Raw genomic sequence first — 19946 nt, forward strand, 5'->3', positions numbered from 1 at the left:
GGATGAATAAATGGAATTAATGATTAACGACAAAGAGTATAGCTTTATTTTTGGATTTGGGTTTATCCGTGAAATGAACCGCAGATATTCCGTTGTAGAACAAGGAATGACAATGAAACTGGGTTTGGATTCAACACTCGTTAATTTCTTTAACGAAGAAATTGAAACATTGATTGAAATGTTAAAAGTAGCAAACGCAACAGAGTCACCACGAGTTGCTGAAAAAGATTTGATTGCCTTGGTTGATGAAATTGGCTCGGATAAACTCTTTGATTTGGTATTGGAAGAATTAAAAAAGTCGGAATTTACAAAGAAAAAAACACTAAAGATCGAAAACAAAATCAAAAACAGCAAATAGAAGAAGATTTTTACACAACTGTCCAAATAAATTGTCTACGTTATCTTGGGATTTCTGACTTTCTAGATATCGAACGAATGACAATGACGGAATATGAAACAAGGCTTATTGCCTATCGTCTTAAGAGGTTAGATGAACAAGAGCTTATACATTACCAAGCATGGGCGAATAGGCAAGTCAAAGCTACTAAAAAAAGGGGTAAATACGAGGTTCCTTTATTTGATACCTTTGAAAAATTCTTTAACAAAGAAAAACTTGAAAACAAAATCTTGGGCAAGGATGAAAAAACACCTAGATTTGTAAACTCCTGAGGAAAGGAGGAAAACTATGGAATCATACAGCCTCGAAGCAATTTTATCCGCTGTCGATAGAAATTTTACATCTACAATGAAGGACGCAGACAACTCGATGGTTGGCCTTAACGACAATACTAAGAAAACGAATACTTCCATCCTCGACATCGCAAAAGGTGTCGGGGTTTTTAAATTGGTCGATTCGGCAATAGGAATGGTTAAAAATTCTACAGATGGAGCCATTAAGCGATTTGATACCTTAAATCAGTACCCAGTCGTTATGAGAGCATTAGGCTATTCTACCGATGAAGTTGACAAATCTATGAACAAGCTTACTGATGGGATTGACGGTCTGCCTACCTCATTAGATGAAATTGTATCAAGCACTCAACAATTAGCAATTTCAACCGGAAGCTTAGATAAAGGAACAGATACTGCAATTGCATTAAATAATGCGATGCTAGCGAGTGGTTCTTCATCTGCTGATGCAGCTCGTGGGATTGAACAATATCGACAGATGCTTGCACGAGGAGAAGTAGATATGCAGTCATGGCGTTCGGTTCAGGATACTATGCCGGTAGCTATGGACAAGGTAGCCAAATCTTTTGAAGATAGAGGTGTAACCTCTGTTAATGAGTTATATGATGCTTTGAAAGCTGGCGAAATCACCTTCGATGAGTTTAATAGTAATTTGGTGGAATTATTTGGTCATATGACTGAAGGAGCCGACTTGGCTAAGAAAAACTCTGAGGGTATTCAAAATTCTTTTGACAATATCAAGACAGCGGTTGTAAAAGGTTTAACAAATGTTATAAGGGCAATTGATGACGGATTACAAAATGCTGGTCTAGGATCGATTGCGGAGAACTTTGACAAAATAAAAGATGCGGTAAATGTAGCTTTCAAAGCTATTACAGATAGCATACCACCAGCGATTGATGTTTTAACCAATCTATGGAACACGCTAGATCCTTTTATACCAACTATTTTGGCACTAATTGGATACTTCACAATATTCTCAACTGTCGTGTCCATTCAAAACAAAATTAATACGGTTGCGGATGCATACAAAAAGTGGACAAAGGCGACTGAAGGAGCTACCATAGCACAAAAAATTCTAAATGCAGTAATGAAAGCTAACTGGATTGCAATAACTATATCAGCTGTAATTGCATTAGTAGGAGCGTTTATTTACCTGTGGAATACGAGTGACGATTTCCGTAATTTTTGGATTGGTTTATGGGAAAGTATAAAGGAAATAGTTAGTTTTTCTGTAAAAGCAATCCAAAATATTTGGAATGGCATTTCAGAATGGTTCAAACAAGCATGGAACGGGACGACTGAATGGTTTAGTGATCTATGGAATGGGATTAAGGATGTTTCAGAAAAAGCATGGGCAACTATACAAAAAGCACCGGAAAACGCCGCAAATTTTGTCCGAGAAAAATGGAGTGAGCTAACTTCCTTTTTCACCAATTTATGGTCAGATATAACTCAATCGGCGTCTGAAGCATGGGAAAACATAAAACAAAGCACCTTAAATATAGTTGATGGGATGATTTCCAGCATCAATAAACAATGGGATAACTTAAAAAATACAGCATCAAGTATTTGGAAAGCAATAGCTGATCAAATTAAAAGCTCACTTGATTTTATATTGAAATATATAGGGCCTTTTGTCTCAAACTTTTCTAAGGTATTTTCTAATATCATCGATGCAGTAAAATCAATTTTTGCCGAAGTGAAAAATATTATCTTAAATGCTTTTGAAATTATCAAAGCATTGATTGCTGCACCATTGCTTTTCATTATCAATTTAATTACTGGTGACTTTCAGCAAATGAAAGATGACTTAGACATGATATGGGGAACACTGGTCGAATCGGTACAAAATATTTGGTTGTCGATAAAAAATATATTCACCGTATATATCGGGACCATCATAAATAGTGCATTACTATTGTGGGATGGATTCAAACAATCGGTGATTAACATCTGGACTGAGGTTTCTAATCAAGCAAATAATATCTGGAATCAAGTAAAGTCATTCTTCGCTAATTTATGGATAACCATAAAAGACAATGCCGTACAAATGTGGACAGGGCTTAAGCAATCGATTGTTCAAACATGGGAAGACACTAAAAATAGTGCAATTGAGATCTGGACAAATCTAAAAATATGGTTCTTTGAAACGATTGATGCAATCGTTCAGACGACTATTGATAGTTGGACAGGATTAAAACAAGGTACGATTGATTTATTCAATAATACAGTCCAAGGAGCAAAAGACATCTGGAGTTCCTTTAAAGAGTGGATAAGTAACTTAGTGACGCAGACAAAAGATGGTGTTGTGCAAGGTTGGGAAAATCTAAAACAAGGGACCATTAACATATTTAATCGTATGGTCAATGGTGCGCAAGAAATATGGGATAGACTTGTAAATGCCGTTAACGATACCGTTGGAAAAGTTACTGGATTGTTTGACACGCTTAAAGAAATTAATCTGTGGGAAGCTGGGAAAGCAATCATGGATAGCTTTCTAGAAGGGTTACAGAATACTTGGAAAGCAGTTCAAGATTTTGTTGGCGGAATTGGTGATTGGATTCGAGAAAACAAAGGACCGATACAGTATGATAGAAAACTTTTGATTCCGGCGGGTAATGCGATTATGGAGGGCTTAAACAAAGGTCTCACATCGGGATTTGATGAAGTTCAAAGTACCGTTGAAAGTATGGCTAGTATCATTACGGACACTTTTGATAATTCACCGGAGATTGACTTAGCTTCCAACTTACAAAAAGCCAATAGCAGTATTTCTACTCAGGTCGAACATAATGTGAATATGGGTGGTTCAACTAAACCGGCGATATTTAATGTTAATGTTGGGAAACAATCATTCCGTCTGCTTATCGATGATATCGCGCAAGCGATGGGCGAAGGTGCAGAAATTAATTTAGAATTTTAGGAGGGAAATATGGAGAAATGGGAGAATAAGATGTATGGATTTAATGATACAACGATTAACCGAGAAAATCCTAACCGCTTCCTTCCTACCTCTGCAATGATGTATGACGGAATGTACTTAGAAGATCTTGTGGAAGGGTATCAAACACTGAAGGTTGAAGGGAGAGAGATGTTGTCTCTAGAAATTGAGCAACAAGGAATCCAAATCGGCTCAATTATAACGAATCAATCATTACCGTCAAGGACAATCTCTGTTACGTATAAGTTAGAAGATAACAACCCAGAAAAGCTTCAATTCAAATTCAAAGATTTATTGAATTTTTTGTATCGAACAGAGGATGTAAAAATCAGATTTCGAGATGAAAGTGATTATTACTACTATGGTCGTTACGCAACGGCAGATAAAGTTGCAGGTGATTCTAATTCCATTATATCTACTTTTACCATCTATTGCGCAGATCCGTTAAAGTACACACGAGAAGTTGTAACGGATGGTTATATTGGAAATACGATGCGATTTCCAATAACGCCAACCAAGATAAAGGTTACTTTAGAAAAGAGTAATGCTATAAGAATTACAAATGGGGAACAAACAATTAGTGTGACTAATGCAGCGATAAAACCAGGAGATCAATTAGTATTTGATTTTGCGGATGAAAAACTAATGGTTAACGATGAAGACTGGACATCTGTCATTGATTTAGAATCTGATTTTGAGAATTTTGTTTTGCGACAAGGTCAAAAAGTTGTCTGCAACAATGGAAAACTTAGTGTTTTTTACAGGGGGGCGACAATTTGAGCGAAACAGTCTATTTTTTTGATCATCTACAAAAAATGATTAAAAGAAAAAACAAAAATAAACTAATTGAAGTCACTCAAGAAAAGGAAATAACGAAGGATCAAAGTGAGCTAATGAAAGACGTTCTATATGTAACAGTGGCTTACGATAAAGAAATTGAAGATGCTCGTTTTATGGCGGTTCGTGAAAGCGAATCGTCATTTTCGTTGTATCGAATAATTAAAACAAATGATCCAAAGGAAATGTTGGAATTTACGGGGATTGGCTTTGCGCCTGATGAGCTAGATGGCTATATTATCAGAGATATTAGGCCAAGTGGACAGCCAGTGTCCTTGTTGCTAAATCGGTTAATGGAATTTACCGATAATAATTGGCGTGTTGAATATGTAGCCCCTACATTACCAGCAATCACTACCAATTTTTATTACGTTTCTGTGCGAGAGGCTTTGAAAGAATTACAAACATTCGGTATGGAGTTTTCTTTTCGTTGTTCTCTAAGCTCAGACGGAATTAAAGATAAATGGATTGAAGCGCATAAACAAATAGGGAAGCATTCGAATATGCGGTTTACTTATGGAAGTAAAGCACTCTCTGTTGTAAAAGAAGTTGACAGAAGCTCAATTGCGACTTCTATTATTGGCAGAGGACGTGGTGAAGAAGTCGGCGATGGTTATGGTCGAAGAATCGAATTTGCGGACATAGAATGGAAAAAATCAAATGGCGCACATAGAATGGAAAAAATCAAATGGCGCACCTTTAGACAAACCGTTAGGAGAAAATTGGCTTGAAGATCCGGAAGCAACAGCAAAATTTGGTATTCCGCAACCTAATGGAACAATGAGGAAACGAGAAACAGTTGTGATTTTCGATGATATTGAAGATCCAACAGAGCTATTACAAAAAACTTATGAGACATTGGTGGATGCTTCCAGACCTTTAGCACAGTTTAAAGCTGAGGTGACAGGAAGTGACGTCATTGGAAATACAGTGACAATTCATAGACATAATCGTAATTATCACTATCGTACTAGAATCTTCAAAGTGAGAATTAACCGTTTAACTGGCCAGACTTCAATCGAGTTAGGTGACAATTTAACCAAAGATGCACGCAGACAATCAGCGCAGATTTCGAACAGTATTTCTAATCTGGAATCAAATAAGATGACCTTCTATGAATCAACCGAAATCGGTAAATTTCAAGATGACATCATGCGTGGCGCAGGAAAAAATGGTGGTTCGATCCTTTTGATGAATGGTCAAGAAACTGGTATTTCTGACGGCAGAGAGCCGTATCAGATGGTTTTTATGAATGGTAAAAGTATTGATACATCTGACCATTTTTTAGTCATGAACTCAGATGGAATTGGTTTTATCGAAGGTGATTTCTGGACTGATGAATTCAAAACTGCATGGACGATTGCGGGTGTGTTTAATGCCAATTTTATTCAAGCTGGAAAGATTAGGGCAGATATCTTTGAAACTTCGTTCAATGGCGCTGGCGATCAATTGAAAATGGCTAATGGCATTATCCAAGCCATCAACAATGGCGCAAAAATTATGGAGTTGACAAAAAATGGGATGGAATATTTTTATGAAGGCTCAAAAGTTGGAGGCATGTCCACTATCGGCAACCCTTTTCCAGAACTTATTCTTCCAGAAGGACAAAAAATTGAAGGGAATTCAATATTTTTAAGAACTGAAGGAAATAACCGATTTATTGGATTATCTGCGAGGAACGGAACAGGAATCATCGTTGGGATGAATCAACTATTTATGATTCAGAGAAGGCTAGATATGATAATCGATCAAGTTCAAGTGACTGGTAGATTAGATGTGAAAGAATTATATGTGAATGGTGTAAAGATAGACAGTAATGGCGGAGGTGGTAGTGGTGGCGGGAATGGCGGTAGTTGGAATGGTCAGTACCCACCAGAAATTACTTCAGATCGTGATAAACGCTATTGGCAAATTTGGGCGATGGCAATCGGCGCAGGTTTCACACAACAAGCGGCTGCTGCCCTTTTAGGAAACGCTCAAGGAGAATCTGATGCAAACCCTACTGCTGATGAAGGAAATGGTGCGCCAGGATTCGGTTATGGTGTATGGCAATGGACAGATAGTACAGGGGCGAGTAGTGGTCGTGTGTATATGATCAATTTAATGACTCAAGCCGGAATTACTGAGAATCCTGATACTATCACAGCGCAATTTCAATTGTTAATGTGGCATGCACCAAATGGCCAATGGATGGCAACCAACGCCTACCCTTATACATGGACACAATTTATGGGACTAACAGATATCGCTACCGCAACAAGAGCGTTCGAAAAGAACTTTGAACGACCATTAAATGATCACCCTGAAAGAGTCGGCTGGTCAACTAATTGGTATAACCGGTTTAAAGATTTATCTATCCCACAATCAGCTGGATATATTACGCCAATTAGCGCACCTGTTCGAGTGACTAGTGAATTTGGTTGGCGGGAAAGCCCTATCACCGGTGCCCAAGAATTCCATAATGGAATTGACTTAGTGAATAACAATCCGAATACGCCTATCTTTGCTTCAAGTGAGGGAGATGTCATTGTTGCAGGGGCAGAATATTTTAGTTGGTACGGTAATTATGTAGTCATCAGACACTCAGATGGTATTTACACGGGTTACGCTCATTTAAGTAGAGTAGACGTTTCTGTGGGGCAAAAGGTTTCGCAAGGGCAACAATTAGGATTGATGGGAACAACTGGTCCATCTACAGGAGAACATCTTCACTTTCAATTTATGGATGAATTTTATCCTTCTTCAAACGCTCGGTTCCATAATCCGCGTAATTATATAAATTTTTAGGAGGTAGGGTATGACACAAACACAACATAAAATTATCTTATCGACAACCGAACCTAATAATGGAATCAATCTAATTCGTATTAGGCAGGGTGATACGATGACGCAGAAATTTATCGTCGAAGTAGTCGAAAACGGCGAATTAAAACCATTTAGTGGGTTAGTTCCATTTTTTATTAACACGACAAAATTTCATGAAAAACAACCAGTCGAACAAAGAGTGCAAGAAGTTTCTCCAAGTCAAGGGAGATTGATCTATACATTAAGCGAACCAGATTGGCAATGGGGCGGTGAAAATACGGCCCATTTTAGCTTCCGATCACTAAACGGTGACGGAACTTGGAGCGAACAGTTCAGCACACAAGATTTTAATTATCGTGTGATTTCAGGGATTACACAAAGTGATATTAGAGATTCAGCTTACGTGTGGACCTTCGAAGATTTATTGCGAAAATTTAGAGAGTATATGACCAGTGGGCAAAACGACTGGGAACAGTGGATAAAAGATAATAAAGAATTATTAGATAGTGTGGACCCAGGTGGTGTGATTCTGAATATACTGAATGATGCGAAAGGAGATCATGCGACCTTAGCAGAGCGATTAAATGAATTTGAGTTTAATGAGTTTGATGTTGCTGTTGAAACGAGTCAGATTCAATATGGACTGACAAATAATTTTTTTGATACAGCAAACAACAGTTACGAAGAAGTAAAACCAAGAGATGCGGAAGCTGTCATTAATTCAATTGATGATAGCAAGTTTAACATGGCATTCATTACTGATATTCACGCTGATTCACATGTACCGACACCGGCAGGCGATTTGTGGGACAACGGACGCACAGAATTCGTTTCTACACGTCGTTGGAAAGCAATCACTCAATTCCAAGAATTAGGAAATGAATGTGACGTAATGGTGTACGGCGGAGATAATGTAGACGGACGAGATTCAGGTATTACCTTTACGCAAGAAGTGCCAGGTAATGGAGTAGTCAACCGATACAAAACGCTAAAAACTGTTGAAAGATTCGCTCGAGCAGCTACTTTTTTACAAAGTAAACCGGTGATGATCTGTTGGGGCAATCACGATCGTGGTGGTGTACCTCACAATGGCAATCGAACACAGTTCAATATGTTAGCACCTGCCGATTTAGCTAAGAACTTTGAAGGTGCTTACGGAGGGATAATTTTTCCTGAAAAGAATGTAGCAGTTTATCGATTAAATACAGATGATTTTAGCTCCCAAGTCGATGAAAATGGCAAATGGTTGGAGGCTTACGGTCAAGGTCCAGCTGGGGCTGGAAAACAAGGTAATTTTAACAAACAACAATTAGTTGATTTTGGTCGTTGGCTAGAAAAGCTCGATCGTAAGTATCATGTAGTGCTTGCAGGTCATTTCCCACTGCACAATGAAGAAACGATAGTTGCAAATAAAACTCAACTACAGATGCTAGTTGACGGTTTCAAACAAGGTGGGAATGTCACAATCGATTTTACAAATTGGGATTCAGTTGATGATTCAAATATTACAGGTGAGTACACGTTTTACATGAGCGCAAAAGGTCCAGGAGTCGTTGTAGGTTACTTCTGCGGACATTATCACGCATTTAGTCTGAGACAAATGGGAACAACAAGAGTTGTGATCGGTAACTGCTCAATGACAACAGAAGTGAATACACCAACTGAGACAGGTTTTTATAAAGTTGAAATTGATGTCACGAAACGTTTAGTTAATGCACGTGGCGTTGGTCGATGCAGTGACTTTACATTTTCTTATTAGGCGGAGGTGAAATGATGAATTTAGAGAAAAAACAAAGGGACAAGTCAATTGACTGGCTTTTGCGACAAGCAGCAATTCATTTTGATGGTGATGATCAAAACCCTCATTTATTAGCTACTGAATTCAATGCGGGACTTGCTACGCCTGAAACTGTTCGCTTGGCAAAAGGTCAATATCTTATAGATAATGACCTAGGTGCAAAGTACCCGAATATGTCAGACATTCCGCCTGGTAAATATTGGACACGTTGGGCTTGGGGAAGCAATGATATGCCGGGTGTAGATAATGGTAGTTTCATCAAGTTGCATATATATGCTGCGACAAGTTTTTACAAGTTGTACGTAGTGATTTCTGGCTATTTTGGGGATACTTACTACAAAAATACACATACTACGCCTAATGAAGGAAATAATGATGGGTACAACCCCCAAGGTTGGCGTAAACTAGTCACTGAGAGAACGTTATTCACTGGTTCTGCCTCAGATCCTGGACGAGTAATCCAGTTAAATGATGAAATCAGATATTATCGGAATTTGGAAATCACTATAAATGGTAATGGCGGACAGATTTTCAAAGTACCTGTTTTAAATCGAATGGCGTTCCAAGGATTGAACTTGAGCGACGGAAATTCTTCAACAACATATTTCTGGGAAATTGAGTTGGAGCAAACGGGATCGAATCAACTAACTATCCGGCGTAATGACGAAACATTCATAAATACTGCTGGCTTACAAGGAAAGGTCCCTGGCAGTGTGTCAATAGGTGTAATCAAAGGAATTAATTAAAAGTTAAAATAGAAAGTGTGAGAGAGGTGCGGAATGAGGAAAATAGCGAATATCGGTGTACCGACCCAACCTTTTAGCAGGGCCACAAAGCTTACTGGTTTCACCTTTAAGTCCTACGATAAGAATTCTGGTGTTTTAAGATTCGAAATTAAAAATCAAGACGGCAGTCCTACTGATTTACTCGGGGCGACTGTACGTCTTTTTATGTACATTTATAAAGGGGAAGAGAAACAACTATTCCCGATTTTTGATAATCAAATCATTACCGAAAGCTACATGCAAGGCATTGTTAAGTATCCTATCCCTGATATGTTATTAGCCTATGAAGGAAAAGTTGATGCTTTTATTTATATTGATTTTCCAGACGGTAGTCATACAGACAATTTAGCCTTCACATTCAACGTCGAAAAATCAGCAATTGATGGCGATGTTCAATTGAACGGTGAATACTATTTCAAAGATTTTCAGCAACTTATTGATACTATGTCGCAAGAAATAGATACAAAAATCGAAGTTATCGAGGACATGGTAAATGATTCAAAAAATCAGATGAATACTGTACAGCAAAATATCAATCGAGTTGAAGGAAAGGTCGACGAAGTCAATAAGCAAATCGGTGATCTTGGAAATCTGAAAAAAATGTACTCAAATAGTATTGATTTTGGGTATTATGACTATTCTGGTAATCCTAATCTGCTACCACCTGTTAGTGCAAACAACTTCACTCTAGGAACAGGTGGTACTGTTAAAGATGGTGAAGATGGAGAGATTATATTCACGTTAGATGGATCAAATACCTTTATCCGACATAACACTACTCTGAGAATGCCCGCGGTTTTACCAGGGGAAACCTATACTATTAGTGCAGAAATCAAGTTTGACTCTGATATCGTAGGTGATGTTAGCAACCTACGATTTACACTTAATTACCTACCTGGCGGAGCAGTGTCTTTAGAAACAGCAAGACCTATTGCAGATACTAGTCATGATAAGTGGATACAAATCTCACGTACTCAGATTCCCAATTTTTCAACAACACCTCCTACCCAATGGTATCTAGCACTGCAAGACGTTGTAACAGCAAATCGGATCACTGGCACGATTTCGCTTAGAAATTTAAAAATAGAAAAAGGTTCTACAGTTACACCGATACAACCTAATTTGTTACTATCACCTTATGAGGTTAGTAAAGTAACACTCAAACCTAATTTAGCAGACAAGTCAAAGATTTTTCCTATTACGAATAGTAACTACCTTATTTACGATAGCAGGCGAGAAGGGCGATGGGAACTTGGAAAAACTTACACAATAAGCATAAAAGGTACGAAACCTAATGTTCAACGTTTTGACATTTATCTTGGAGCTGGGACGATTAGAGTTGGTGATATGAAGCCAGTTGAAGGTTTGCCTGACATATGGCGAATAACATTTACTATAACAGAAGCAAATATCAATGCAGGAGCAGTTGATATTTTACGAGTCTATCAACATCCGTCTGCTTCGGTGGGGAACTGTGTAATTGAATGGCTAAAACTCGAAGAAGGCGCTACAGCAACACCAAATATTTTACAATACAAGTACTTTGGTGAAGGTTTGAAAGGCAGTAATAATCCATACGACTATAGCTGGGATGTTACACCTGAGTACACTGAAAAAAGGTTGAATGACAAAGTAAGTCTGACAAAGCCACAGTCTATTGAAGGAACAAAGGATTTTCTTGAACAGCCTTATATTGAAGGTGAACGTATATCAACTGAAAAGTTTGGAATTTCCTTAACTGGTGGACTTTTGGCAGGTGTCCCAATCGCTGAATGGACTGCACTAAACTGGGGAAGTATCTTTGCTTATGACAACGAGCGCTCTAAAACAAATGATGTATTTACGATATCACAAGACACTAAAACATTAACTATATTAAAAAACTGTACCTTGCAACTTGCGGGTAATTTTACTTGTCAAACCGACAATTCTAATTTCTATGCCTATTTAATTATCTTGGTGAATGGGGCCAATAGATATCGGTTGGCTGGTGTTGCAGGTGGATTGAATTGGCGCAATGATATCGGATGGATTGCAACGAGGCAATTTAAAGCTGGTGATGTTTTAACACTTGTAACATCAACAAATGTCAAGAGTGAGTCAATTTCGGCTTGGGGTGTTGACCAAGTATATATCAGAGAAGTTATTACAGCATAAAGGGATGAAACTATGAAAAAAATTTGGCAATATGGGCGAACAGGTGGCGTAGAACTTGAAGTCTCGGATAATTTTTTAGTACGAGTGCCATTTACGGAAGTTCCACCATTAGAAGGAGAAAGACCAGACGGTGAACCACTATCGATTAACGATCAAATGTTTGATCCTACAGAAAGCCGATGGATCGTTCTAGCGAATGTGTTAGATCACAATGATTTAAATAATCTAAAAGTAATGTATCAAAAGTTAAAGCAAGAAAATAGTGATTTGAAACAGCTCAATTCTAAATTAATGCTAAATGATGTAGCAATCAAACAAGAGAATGCTTCTTTAAAACAAAAAGCAGATAGTTTAGCTCAAATCAACTCAAAGACGATGCTAGTGTCGCTCCAGAACAGTCAAGAGATTGCAAAAATTAAAGAAGAGTTTACTGTGAATGAAGGAGGGGAAGAGAATGTTTAGTTTTTATGATGTAAAAACGATGTACGATTGGGGTTATTTCACCGATGAGCAAGTCCGGCAGTTCGTTCCACTGTGTATTACAGATGAAGAAGCAGACAGAATTGTAAATACAGAAAGTTAGAAAAGCGTACTCAAACGAGTGCGCTTTTTGTGTGTCCAAAAACAGAAAGAAGGGTGGAAACATGGTGATTATCGACAACTTAGTTTTGTTATCAGAGTTCAAAAACCTTGTAAGCAATATTTACATTCAGATTTTTGTTTGGATTGTTATTGCTGACATTGTAACAGGAGTATGTAAAGGGCTAGCTGGGAAAGAAGCGAACAGCACAAAGGGATTAATGGGTGTAGTGAAGCACTTATTAGTGGTTGGGCTTGTTCTGGTTGCTTATCCATATCTAAAAATAATGAATTTCGAAGGTGTCGCAACAGCATTCGTTCTATCTTATATAGCTGTTTATGGCATCTCTGTCATTGAAAACTTGGGGCAGTTAGGAATTCCAGTTCCTGATTTTGTAAAAGATCGATTCAGTAAATTAAAAGATTCTACTGAAAAGCAAGGAGGAAACGACGATGAGAAATAAAGAAAAATTTATTTCTGACTACAACGAAGTAGTTAAACCAGAATTACAAAATAATGAAACGGCGGTCGAAGATGCAGCGCATACGTTGAACCATTCTACTGATTCAATTTATACAGTGCCAGCGGAGTTTACCACAACTAACAAAGATGAAAAATTTGTTTTCGAACAAAAGGAACGAGAAAAAACAGATGATCCGAAAGAGAGTTTACTTGACTGGTTTTATATTGGAAGAGGTGATCAATAATGACTATTCGTTCAAATGGCGGCGGACACGGCGGACGACAAAGTGGAAGCAACTGGATGGACCCAGGAGCAGTTGGAAATGGTAGACGTGAAGCGGATGTAGTTCGTACGATTACACAAAAAATGCAAGCAATAGCATCTGTAGCTAGTACTAGTGACCAATCAGCAACTACTGTGAATCAAAATTTACAGAATCAAGTGAATGCAATGAATTCAGCCGGTAATGGGTGGGCGATCACAAATCATTTAAATGCGTTCAATGGACAAGCAACTGGTGCAGAAGTTTGGTATTGGGCAGGCAATGAAGAAGCTCGCAAGAAAGCCGCAGAAGTATCCGCAGCAATTGCCAAAGCGTTAGGCATTGTGGACAGAGGAGCGAAAGCAACGACTAGCTTATTTGTCCACAGGAACACGAATAGCGGTGTCAATGTACTATTAATCGAGTGGTGCTTTATCGATAATGCGAATGACATGCGCCGATTAGATCAGAACATGGACCAAGCAATTCATGCGGTGATGAATGTGCTTGGCTACAACACAAGCGGAAGTGGTAGTATTCAAGCGACACCACAGACACATGATCAAATTATCTTAGGGAGCCCACCAAAAACTGTTGGTAATTATGTAGGTAAGCTAGAAGTGTTTAATGAGCTATCTCTTGGTATTTTTCGAATTGGTGCTTGGTTAGTGCCAATCAATGGTGCAGCTCATTTAAATCAAGGATATGTCTTCTGGATGGATGCCGACAATCCGGATGTTGAAATTGGTCGTTGTAGGTCAGCGGGCATTATCAGAGATGATGTGAATGCAGCATATGGATTACCTAGTGGCCTACGATTTGGTTTGGATGGCACACTAGATATCCGTAAATTTGCAGGGAAAAGGGTCTTTCCGATGTTACGACGAACAAACGATCCGAACGGAAATACAATCAATGGACAAACAGTGGATATTCGTTTTCCTGAGTATGTTTTGACGATTCCTAAGCGATAAAAAACATAGCCTCTCACCTGATGAACATAACTTTAAATTAGAATTTAATTCTAATTTTTTTGGAATGCATATCAATTGAGGGGTGGTACATAGAAAATATAAATTATCTAAATACTTATTCAAGCTAGAAAATCTATGTTGAGTTTAAACATATGTTCCGTATTGTTAATAATGTTAAACAATATTATAATTTTTAATATAATATTGACAAGATGAAATCGGGTGAGTACAATACGAAAAGTTACGAATTATTTAGGGCGGATTCCAAATGGAGTAACACAACCTGTTCGAGTACAGGCTGATGATGGAAAAGTTTATGTAATGAAATATTTACATGACTTTTGCAGTGCTAAAATTTTATATAATGAGTTGATCGCTTACAGGCTTGGAAAATTGCTTGAAATTCCAATGCCTGATTGTATGGTTGCTGAATTATCTGAAGCCGTCATTTCTAAAACACCGCATTTGTTAGAAACGAATGCCCTCGCTTGTACTTGCTTTCTAAGCGAATATAGAGCTGGTACTCCAAAAATTTCACCTATTTTAGCACGAAACACTATTAATGGAGCAGATATTTCTAAGATTTTAGTTTTTGATCAAATAATTTTGAATAATGATAGAGCTAAAAATGATGGGAATTTGTATTATGATAAAAAAGAGAAAAAAGTTTTGGCAATTGATCATTCTCACATATTTATTAACGGAGAGATTTGGTCTGCAAACGAGCTTAGACAGTTAAAAGGAAAAAGTCCTATGGTGGTAGATAATTTACTTGGGAGAAATTATCGGGCATTTTCTTCACAGCTTACAGGTTACAACTGCTATAATAATACTAAAGATAAAATAAAAAATTTAAATAAAACAGATGTTCAATCTGTATTTCAAGATATTCCCGATGATTGGGGAATAAAACTAGAAGAAATAGAGAGTTCATTTGAGTTAATATGGGAACAAATGAAACAAATTGAAGGTATTACGATCCAGTTACAGAATGCGTACTCAAAAAGAAAAGGAGGGTAATAATTATGAATGACGCAATAAAAATAAATTATTCTATATGTAATTATATTCCCAGTATAATTCGACAAGAATCCGTAATTTTTGGTATTGTTATTCACTGCCCTTCTGAAGAGTATTCTAAATTTCATAGGACTAAGAATATTAATAGGCTTAAATCTTTTGATGACGAATTTGATAAAGATTATATGGAATTAATGAGTGAGACATTCTCTTACTACTTTGATTATCCTTCTTTGGAGTTAGAAGATTATGATGAGGAACGATTCGATAATATACATTCTGATAATTTTATTTCTAATATAACAAAATATTATGTTAATGAATTTAAATTTTCAGAAGTGAGAGAACTCGTTTCCTCTCGGGCTGCTTTATTAGAAGATATTAATGATTTAATAAGGACTTATCTGTATTACGATAGACCTAAGTCAGAGAGGATTACGACACCAGAAGTTAAACGATTATTGAGTAAAGAACTTAGAAACTTGAATTTAAAAGAGCATGTTAAAGTACCGAAGATACACGATTTGGCAGAACGAGAAGTAGTTGATTTTGAGTATAACACTACTTTAGTTAAGGTATTGAGCTTCGATTATAAAAGGAAAACTGATATAATTGATCAAATTAATAAATTTCAAATTGATATGTTAGAAAATCACGATTACTTTTATAAAAAAAACATCAAAGTTGTTATGGGGAATTCTGAATTTTATGATGAAGATTTTATGGACTCTGTTAAAAAAAAATTATGCTGTTTGGCCCCTAATATAGAAATTATTTCAATTGGGGAATATACTAATAATTTAATTTTTCAAGGATTAAATTAGAAATAAAATGTAAATTTGAGACTGTAAAAACTCAAAAATCGTTCTTGGTGTTGATTTTTACGTTATACAATTAATTGTATCAACTCGCCCATATTTCCATTCAAAACCTAACCAATGATAAGGATTTAATCATTTGCCCACTTTTCGAAGTGGGTCTTTTTTTATGTAATAAAAAGTCGGTATATAAAAATAAAAATGATCGTCTTTAATCATATTATTGCTTATAATAATATGGAGGTGATGTTGTGGATAAAATAGTTAGTCTTTTTAAAAATAATAATTTTCAATCTTTTTTATGTGGTATTTTGGGGAGTTTCATAGTTTTTATTCTATTTGGTATTGATTTTAGTCTGTCAGGGTTGCTTGCAGAATGGTTAAGTGCTGTTGGGACAATAGGTGCTGTATGGGTTTCGTTATGGATTGTTTTTGATGAAAAAAAGGTAAAAGTTGCAATAGTAGTTAAAAAATTACGTAAAGAAACAGTATCTCCAGAAGGAATTAATATGTATGGCCAATTTAGTAGTATTGAAGTATATGCGTATAATCATAGCGCAAAACCAATTGCGATTTCGTTTATGGGGATTAGACCTCAAGGTGCTGATAAAGATGATTATATTGAGGAAATTAGCCAACTTGTTGAAAATCCAAAACTTGAATTTATTCAACCTGGGATGGTAGGAAAAAAGTATTGTGAAGATATTAAGTATTTATCTGATGTAAGTAAAAGATATATAAGAGAGGATGGAACTTTACATCTTGAAGCAGTTTTTGTTGATATCAATGGTAAAGAACATTTAAAAGATATCGTAATAACTGATATTTTATAGATAGTAAAAACCTCAACCAATCATTCTTGGTTGAGGTCTTTTTTACGTTCTTCAATTAATTGTAGCAACTCGTTTTATTCCGAATCAAAGCCTAATATTAATAGCAAAAATAGTATACAATATATCATGAATACGCTTCAATTCGATTGATCAACATCAAGTTTTTTCTGATAAATTATCCAATCGGTTGTAAACATCGTGAAAGTTAAAAAAGTATAGAATAAAAATTAAGAAAAAAATCATCTCAAATAATATAACAATATTTTACAATTTATAGTTAAATTATCTCAAATTTCATATAAAATTCTTAAATCTATCATATTATTTGAATGTATAAGAGGAGGTGCGTGCTATTGAGTATTTTGAAATCAGCAGTGAAATATAAAGGTGCAAAAAAAGCTACAGATAAAGTAATGGGCGACGGTTTGTTATCAAGCGTTGTTGCTGCAAAAGCAGTGAAGAAAAGTAATCAGCGTAGTAAGCAAAGAACAAAAAAATAAAAATACTAGAAGTCCAGTCCTTAGTTAGACAGGAAATTTTTGTTTTTTAATCGATTGTAGTAACTCGCTCAAATCTTCAATCGGCACCTAACCATTATAAGAGAACAAGCGATAAGAAAAGCACATGACTTGAACAATAAATAAAATCATAGTAACCTTAAGTTATCCTTAATACTAAGAATTCGTTTTTTAATACCCGCCCACTCTCCGGAGTGGGTCTTTTTTTTATAGAAAAATCTTAAAAACATAAAAACAAAACGCTTGCATTAACATTAGGTTAACCTTAAACTAATTGTAGGCGTAATTATGAAAAGAGAGTATCGATGGCTAAAACTTTTGGGGAAGTCTACAGCGTGCATATCGATACTCTCTTTATTAATTATAACATACGTAATTTAGACAACAAAATGATTATATAAGTTGAATAATTGATAAAAAGATAGTAACCTTATTATATCAACCTAACAACAATGCTTTTTCACAAACCGCTCTTTGGAGCGGAGTACATAAAAGAACATATTATTTGAATCTAAATTAAAATGATAGTAAAGTTTAAGTATCCACATTCAGAACATTCTTTATCCTAAGTTAGCCTGCTCTTTTCGAGTGGGTGTTTTTTTAATTGAACAGGCAGCTACTCATGCCAACTCGACCAGCTCAGGATTTAAAAACAAACGTTTCTTAAAATCATACCTTCGATGCTGCAATTTTGTATTAGGAACATCTGTGACAATATCGAATAAAAAATATACTTTCATATTATTTTTCGTCTTAGAAGCAGGTAGCATAAAATAGTTTTTATCTGATTCGTATAAGTGGATTAACAGCTTATTTTCTACAAGTTTGAAATCAATTTCGGAATTCCAGTATTTATATAGTTCTTTTTCGAATTTTTTCTTTGGATCATGAAAGAACCACAACATTACCTCTTTATGGATTATCATTTCTCTCCCCCTTGTTCGATTTTACGAACTTACGTTCTTTTTGTAAAGCGAACAGAAGGTAAAGAAAAAAGCCTGTTGAACAGGCTCAAAGTTATTAACCTAACAATTCCTTTTTCTTTTCATCAAATTCTTCTTGAGTGATTATTCCGTCGTCAAGAAGGCCTTTGAATTTTCGTAACTCATCGGCATCGCTTCCAGAGGGAAAGGACTCTTTAGTATTTGAAGAAATGATTTGATCTAGTTTAGCTGCTATGTTGTTATAATCTTCCAATGTAGACTTTGTTAAGAAACTGTCTGTTTTAGATTCTGAAATAATAAGCATGTAGTTTTGAGAACGGTTTTCGGTAAGGTGAAGAATAAAACCTAATCGCTTAATAGTATCGAATTCTTTTCCACCAGTCCCAGCTCCAACAACAGCACCAACAGGACCAGCTATAACTCCACCAACTATTGCACGAGTAATGCCGTGATGTTTTTTTATTTTTCCACCTTCAAATATAGGAGTGTAGCTAATTAGTTCATCGTAATTGTATACAGCTTGTGATCTGTTCATTGTAAGAGATTTCTTTATAAAAATTTTACCATGTTTATCATCGAAATACATGTCGCCAACGTTGTAGTCACTATGGTTCTTAAAGTATTCTAGTATTTTTTCGTTTTCAGCTTTGCGATTTTCTTTTTCACGTTTCGCCTTTTCTTTATCTGCCTTGCTGCTAAACAAACCCATATCCATTCCTCTTTTCAATAATTTTATAAATTCATTGTATCAGAAATTAAATTTAGAACCTATCGGTATTGAATAATTTCATTTTTTATAAATAGTTCCAAAAATGATATTCATCTTAAATCAACTATTGTCAAGTGGAAAAAAGGGCAAGGAGTGTAAAAGGTTATACAATCATATTATGGAGATAACATACATAGAAAAAGCTAATTTACTACAGGTTCTATACCCTTATATGATGTTGGATTATTGATATAAACAATGCATATCATATAACAGTAGAAGAAAGTTCTGAGGAAATAAAAAAGTTCGCAAAGTTCGGACACTTTACGAACATAATTATATGCAGATGATGGGACTCGAACCCACACGAGCTTGCGCTCACATGACCCTCAATCATGCTTGTCTGCCAGTTCCAACACATCTGCTTTACAAGCCTACTATAGAATAGTGGCATGTCTGCCGTTCCATCACGTCTGCAAGAAACAACACTTTAATCATAGCGAGTAACGAAATAGATGTCAAGATATGAAAGAGGAAAATCATGAATAAATATGATGGAGAATTTTCCATTTTAGGAATGGTGGCAGGCATGATCATTGGATCAGCATTCGGACAATTGATCATGGGGATATTCTTAGGTGTGATCATTGGGATCGCTATGGATTGGGCAGCAAATCTTTGGAACAATCGACATGAAAGATAAAAGTAAAAAAAGTTGATTTTCATCTAGGATTTTTTTAAAACGGTGGCAAAAACCAGATGAATGGAGTATGATATGGAAATAAATAGGTATAATCAGAAATTTCTAA

19 protein-coding genes, 1 tRNA gene and 1 pseudogene are annotated in these 19946 nt (G+C 36.1%); 18 read left to right on the forward strand and 3 right to left on the reverse strand.

What is annotated here, in order from left to right:
- The first annotated feature begins 10 nt into the window (after window positions 1-10).
- The 17 genes and pseudogenes from IGK77_RS06120 to IGK77_RS06200 all read left to right on the forward strand — a co-directional run bounded on the left by IGK77_RS06120 (window position 11) and on the right by IGK77_RS06200 (window position 17466).
- On the forward strand, window positions 11-358 hold the full coding sequence (locus IGK77_RS06120) for a tail assembly chaperone (protein WP_100495084.1): 348 nt from the start codon (window positions 11-13) through the stop codon (window positions 356-358).
- Between the two features lie 77 nt (window positions 359-435).
- The gene (locus tag IGK77_RS06125) at window positions 436-669 is read left to right on the forward strand and encodes a hypothetical protein (protein ID WP_438713093.1); all 234 of its coding nucleotides are present in this window, start codon (window positions 436-438) and stop codon (window positions 667-669) included.
- Window positions 670-685: 16 nt separating this feature from the next.
- Complete coding sequence (locus tag IGK77_RS06130) at window positions 686-3616, forward strand: tape measure protein (protein ID WP_438713094.1); 2931 nt, start codon at window positions 686-688, stop codon at window positions 3614-3616.
- Between the two features lie 9 nt (window positions 3617-3625).
- Window positions 3626-4414 carry a distal tail protein Dit gene (locus tag IGK77_RS06135; RefSeq protein WP_438713095.1) on the forward strand — a complete coding sequence of 263 codons (789 nt, stop codon included), beginning with the start codon at window positions 3626-3628 and terminating at the stop codon, window positions 4412-4414.
- Window positions 4411-7258, forward strand: a pseudogene (locus IGK77_RS06140) (phage tail spike protein). Before IGK77_RS06135 ends, IGK77_RS06140 begins: the two are co-directional and overlap by 4 nt.
- Window positions 7259-7268: 10 nt before the next feature.
- Window positions 7269-9035: a BppU family phage baseplate upper protein gene (locus IGK77_RS06145; RefSeq protein WP_438713097.1), complete on the forward strand. Its 1767-nt coding sequence runs from the start codon at window positions 7269-7271 to the stop codon at window positions 9033-9035.
- A 14-nt stretch (window positions 9036-9049) separates the two neighbouring features.
- Window positions 9050-9820: a hypothetical protein gene (locus IGK77_RS06150; protein ID WP_438713098.1), complete on the forward strand. Its 771-nt coding sequence runs from the start codon at window positions 9050-9052 to the stop codon at window positions 9818-9820.
- A 33-nt stretch (window positions 9821-9853) separates the two neighbouring features.
- On the forward strand, window positions 9854-12016 hold the full coding sequence (locus IGK77_RS06155; protein ID WP_438713099.1) for a BppU family phage baseplate upper protein: 2163 nt from the start codon (window positions 9854-9856) through the stop codon (window positions 12014-12016).
- 12 nt (window positions 12017-12028) lie between these two features.
- Window positions 12029-12478 (forward strand): hypothetical protein, encoded by a 450-nt coding sequence (locus IGK77_RS06160; RefSeq protein WP_438713101.1) that lies wholly within the window; start codon window positions 12029-12031, stop codon window positions 12476-12478.
- Window positions 12471-12599, forward strand: coding sequence for an XkdX family protein (locus IGK77_RS06165; RefSeq protein ID WP_438713102.1), 129 nt, complete (start codon window positions 12471-12473; stop codon window positions 12597-12599). The genes IGK77_RS06160 and IGK77_RS06165 overlap by 8 nt, the downstream gene beginning before the upstream one ends.
- 61 nt (window positions 12600-12660) lie before the next feature.
- Complete coding sequence (locus IGK77_RS06170; RefSeq protein ID WP_438713103.1) at window positions 12661-13059, forward strand: phage holin family protein; 399 nt, start codon at window positions 12661-12663, stop codon at window positions 13057-13059.
- Window positions 13049-13303, forward strand: a complete 255-nt coding sequence (locus tag IGK77_RS06175; protein WP_438713104.1) for a DUF5960 family protein — start codon at window positions 13049-13051, stop codon at window positions 13301-13303. Before IGK77_RS06170 ends, IGK77_RS06175 begins: the two co-directional genes overlap by 11 nt.
- The gene (locus IGK77_RS06180; protein WP_438713105.1) at window positions 13303-14295 is read left to right on the forward strand and encodes an N-acetylmuramoyl-L-alanine amidase; all 993 of its coding nucleotides are present in this window, start codon (window positions 13303-13305) and stop codon (window positions 14293-14295) included. The genes IGK77_RS06175 and IGK77_RS06180 overlap by 1 nt, the downstream gene beginning before the upstream one ends.
- A gap of 222 nt (window positions 14296-14517) precedes the next feature.
- Window positions 14518-15315 (forward strand): HipA family kinase, encoded by a 798-nt coding sequence (locus IGK77_RS06185; protein ID WP_071866054.1) that lies wholly within the window; start codon window positions 14518-14520, stop codon window positions 15313-15315.
- Window positions 15316-15320: 5 nt separating this feature from the next.
- Window positions 15321-16139: a DUF3037 domain-containing protein gene (locus IGK77_RS06190; RefSeq protein ID WP_071866055.1), complete on the forward strand. Its 819-nt coding sequence runs from the start codon at window positions 15321-15323 to the stop codon at window positions 16137-16139.
- A gap of 245 nt (window positions 16140-16384) precedes the next feature.
- Window positions 16385-16966, forward strand: coding sequence for a hypothetical protein (locus tag IGK77_RS06195; RefSeq protein ID WP_071866056.1), 582 nt, complete (start codon window positions 16385-16387; stop codon window positions 16964-16966).
- Between the two features lie 353 nt (window positions 16967-17319).
- The gene (locus IGK77_RS06200; RefSeq protein WP_169823211.1) at window positions 17320-17466 is read left to right on the forward strand and encodes a hypothetical protein; all 147 of its coding nucleotides are present in this window, start codon (window positions 17320-17322) and stop codon (window positions 17464-17466) included.
- 638 nt (window positions 17467-18104) lie between these two features.
- Here IGK77_RS06200 and IGK77_RS06205 read toward each other — a convergent pair.
- From IGK77_RS06205 to IGK77_RS06215, 3 genes are all read right to left on the reverse strand, one after another.
- A complete protein-coding gene (locus IGK77_RS06205) occupies window positions 18105-18410 on the reverse strand; it encodes a DUF5960 family protein (protein WP_438713106.1) in 306 nt (101 codons plus the stop codon).
- Window positions 18411-18504: 94 nt separating this feature from the next.
- On the reverse strand, window positions 18505-19143 hold the full coding sequence (locus tag IGK77_RS06210) for an SHOCT domain-containing protein (protein WP_175401336.1): 639 nt from the start codon (window positions 19141-19143) through the stop codon (window positions 18505-18507).
- A 335-nt stretch (window positions 19144-19478) separates the two neighbouring features.
- Window positions 19479-19562, reverse strand: a tRNA-Leu gene (locus IGK77_RS06215).
- 116 nt (window positions 19563-19678) lie between these two features.
- On the opposite strand from IGK77_RS06215, the gene IGK77_RS06220 reads away from it, so the two are divergent.
- Window positions 19679-19840 (forward strand): hypothetical protein, encoded by a 162-nt coding sequence (locus IGK77_RS06220; RefSeq protein WP_176285276.1) that lies wholly within the window; start codon window positions 19679-19681, stop codon window positions 19838-19840.
- Window positions 19841-19946: the final 106 nt, after the last annotated feature.

This window comes from Enterococcus sp. DIV0806c (genome assembly GCF_051710905.1).
Lineage (GTDB): Bacteria > Bacillota > Bacilli > Lactobacillales > Enterococcaceae > Enterococcus_B > Enterococcus_B mundtii.

Excerpts from the sequence above, each read along its gene's own strand:
- IGK77_RS06150 (WP_438713098.1), top strand. The coding sequence starts at position 9,050 with ATGAATTTAGAGAAAAAACAAAGGGACAAGTCAATTGACTGGCTTTTG.
- IGK77_RS06125 (WP_438713093.1), top strand. The coding sequence starts at position 436 with ATGACAATGACGGAATATGAAACAAGGCTTATTGCCTATCGTCTTAAG.
- IGK77_RS06205 (WP_438713106.1), bottom strand. The coding sequence starts at position 18,410 with ATGATAATCCATAAAGAGGTAATGTTGTGGTTCTTTCATGATCCAAAG.
- IGK77_RS06170 (WP_438713103.1), top strand. The coding sequence starts at position 12,661 with ATGGTGATTATCGACAACTTAGTTTTGTTATCAGAGTTCAAAAACCTT.
- IGK77_RS06135 (WP_438713095.1), top strand. The coding sequence starts at position 3,626 with ATGGAGAAATGGGAGAATAAGATGTATGGATTTAATGATACAACGATT.
- IGK77_RS06160 (WP_438713101.1), top strand. The coding sequence starts at position 12,029 with ATGAAAAAAATTTGGCAATATGGGCGAACAGGTGGCGTAGAACTTGAA.
- IGK77_RS06130 (WP_438713094.1), top strand. The coding sequence starts at position 686 with ATGGAATCATACAGCCTCGAAGCAATTTTATCCGCTGTCGATAGAAAT.
- IGK77_RS06165 (WP_438713102.1), top strand. The coding sequence starts at position 12,471 with ATGTTTAGTTTTTATGATGTAAAAACGATGTACGATTGGGGTTATTTC.
- IGK77_RS06220 (WP_176285276.1), top strand. The coding sequence starts at position 19,679 with ATGAATAAATATGATGGAGAATTTTCCATTTTAGGAATGGTGGCAGGC.
- IGK77_RS06155 (WP_438713099.1), top strand. The coding sequence starts at position 9,854 with ATGAGGAAAATAGCGAATATCGGTGTACCGACCCAACCTTTTAGCAGG.
- IGK77_RS06190 (WP_071866055.1), top strand. The coding sequence starts at position 15,321 with ATGAATGACGCAATAAAAATAAATTATTCTATATGTAATTATATTCCC.
- IGK77_RS06145 (WP_438713097.1), top strand. The coding sequence starts at position 7,269 with ATGACACAAACACAACATAAAATTATCTTATCGACAACCGAACCTAAT.
- IGK77_RS06175 (WP_438713104.1), top strand. The coding sequence starts at position 13,049 with ATGAGAAATAAAGAAAAATTTATTTCTGACTACAACGAAGTAGTTAAA.
- IGK77_RS06210 (WP_175401336.1), bottom strand. The coding sequence starts at position 19,143 with ATGGATATGGGTTTGTTTAGCAGCAAGGCAGATAAAGAAAAGGCGAAA.
- IGK77_RS06120 (WP_100495084.1), top strand. The coding sequence starts at position 11 with ATGGAATTAATGATTAACGACAAAGAGTATAGCTTTATTTTTGGATTT.
- IGK77_RS06180 (WP_438713105.1), top strand. The coding sequence starts at position 13,303 with ATGACTATTCGTTCAAATGGCGGCGGACACGGCGGACGACAAAGTGGA.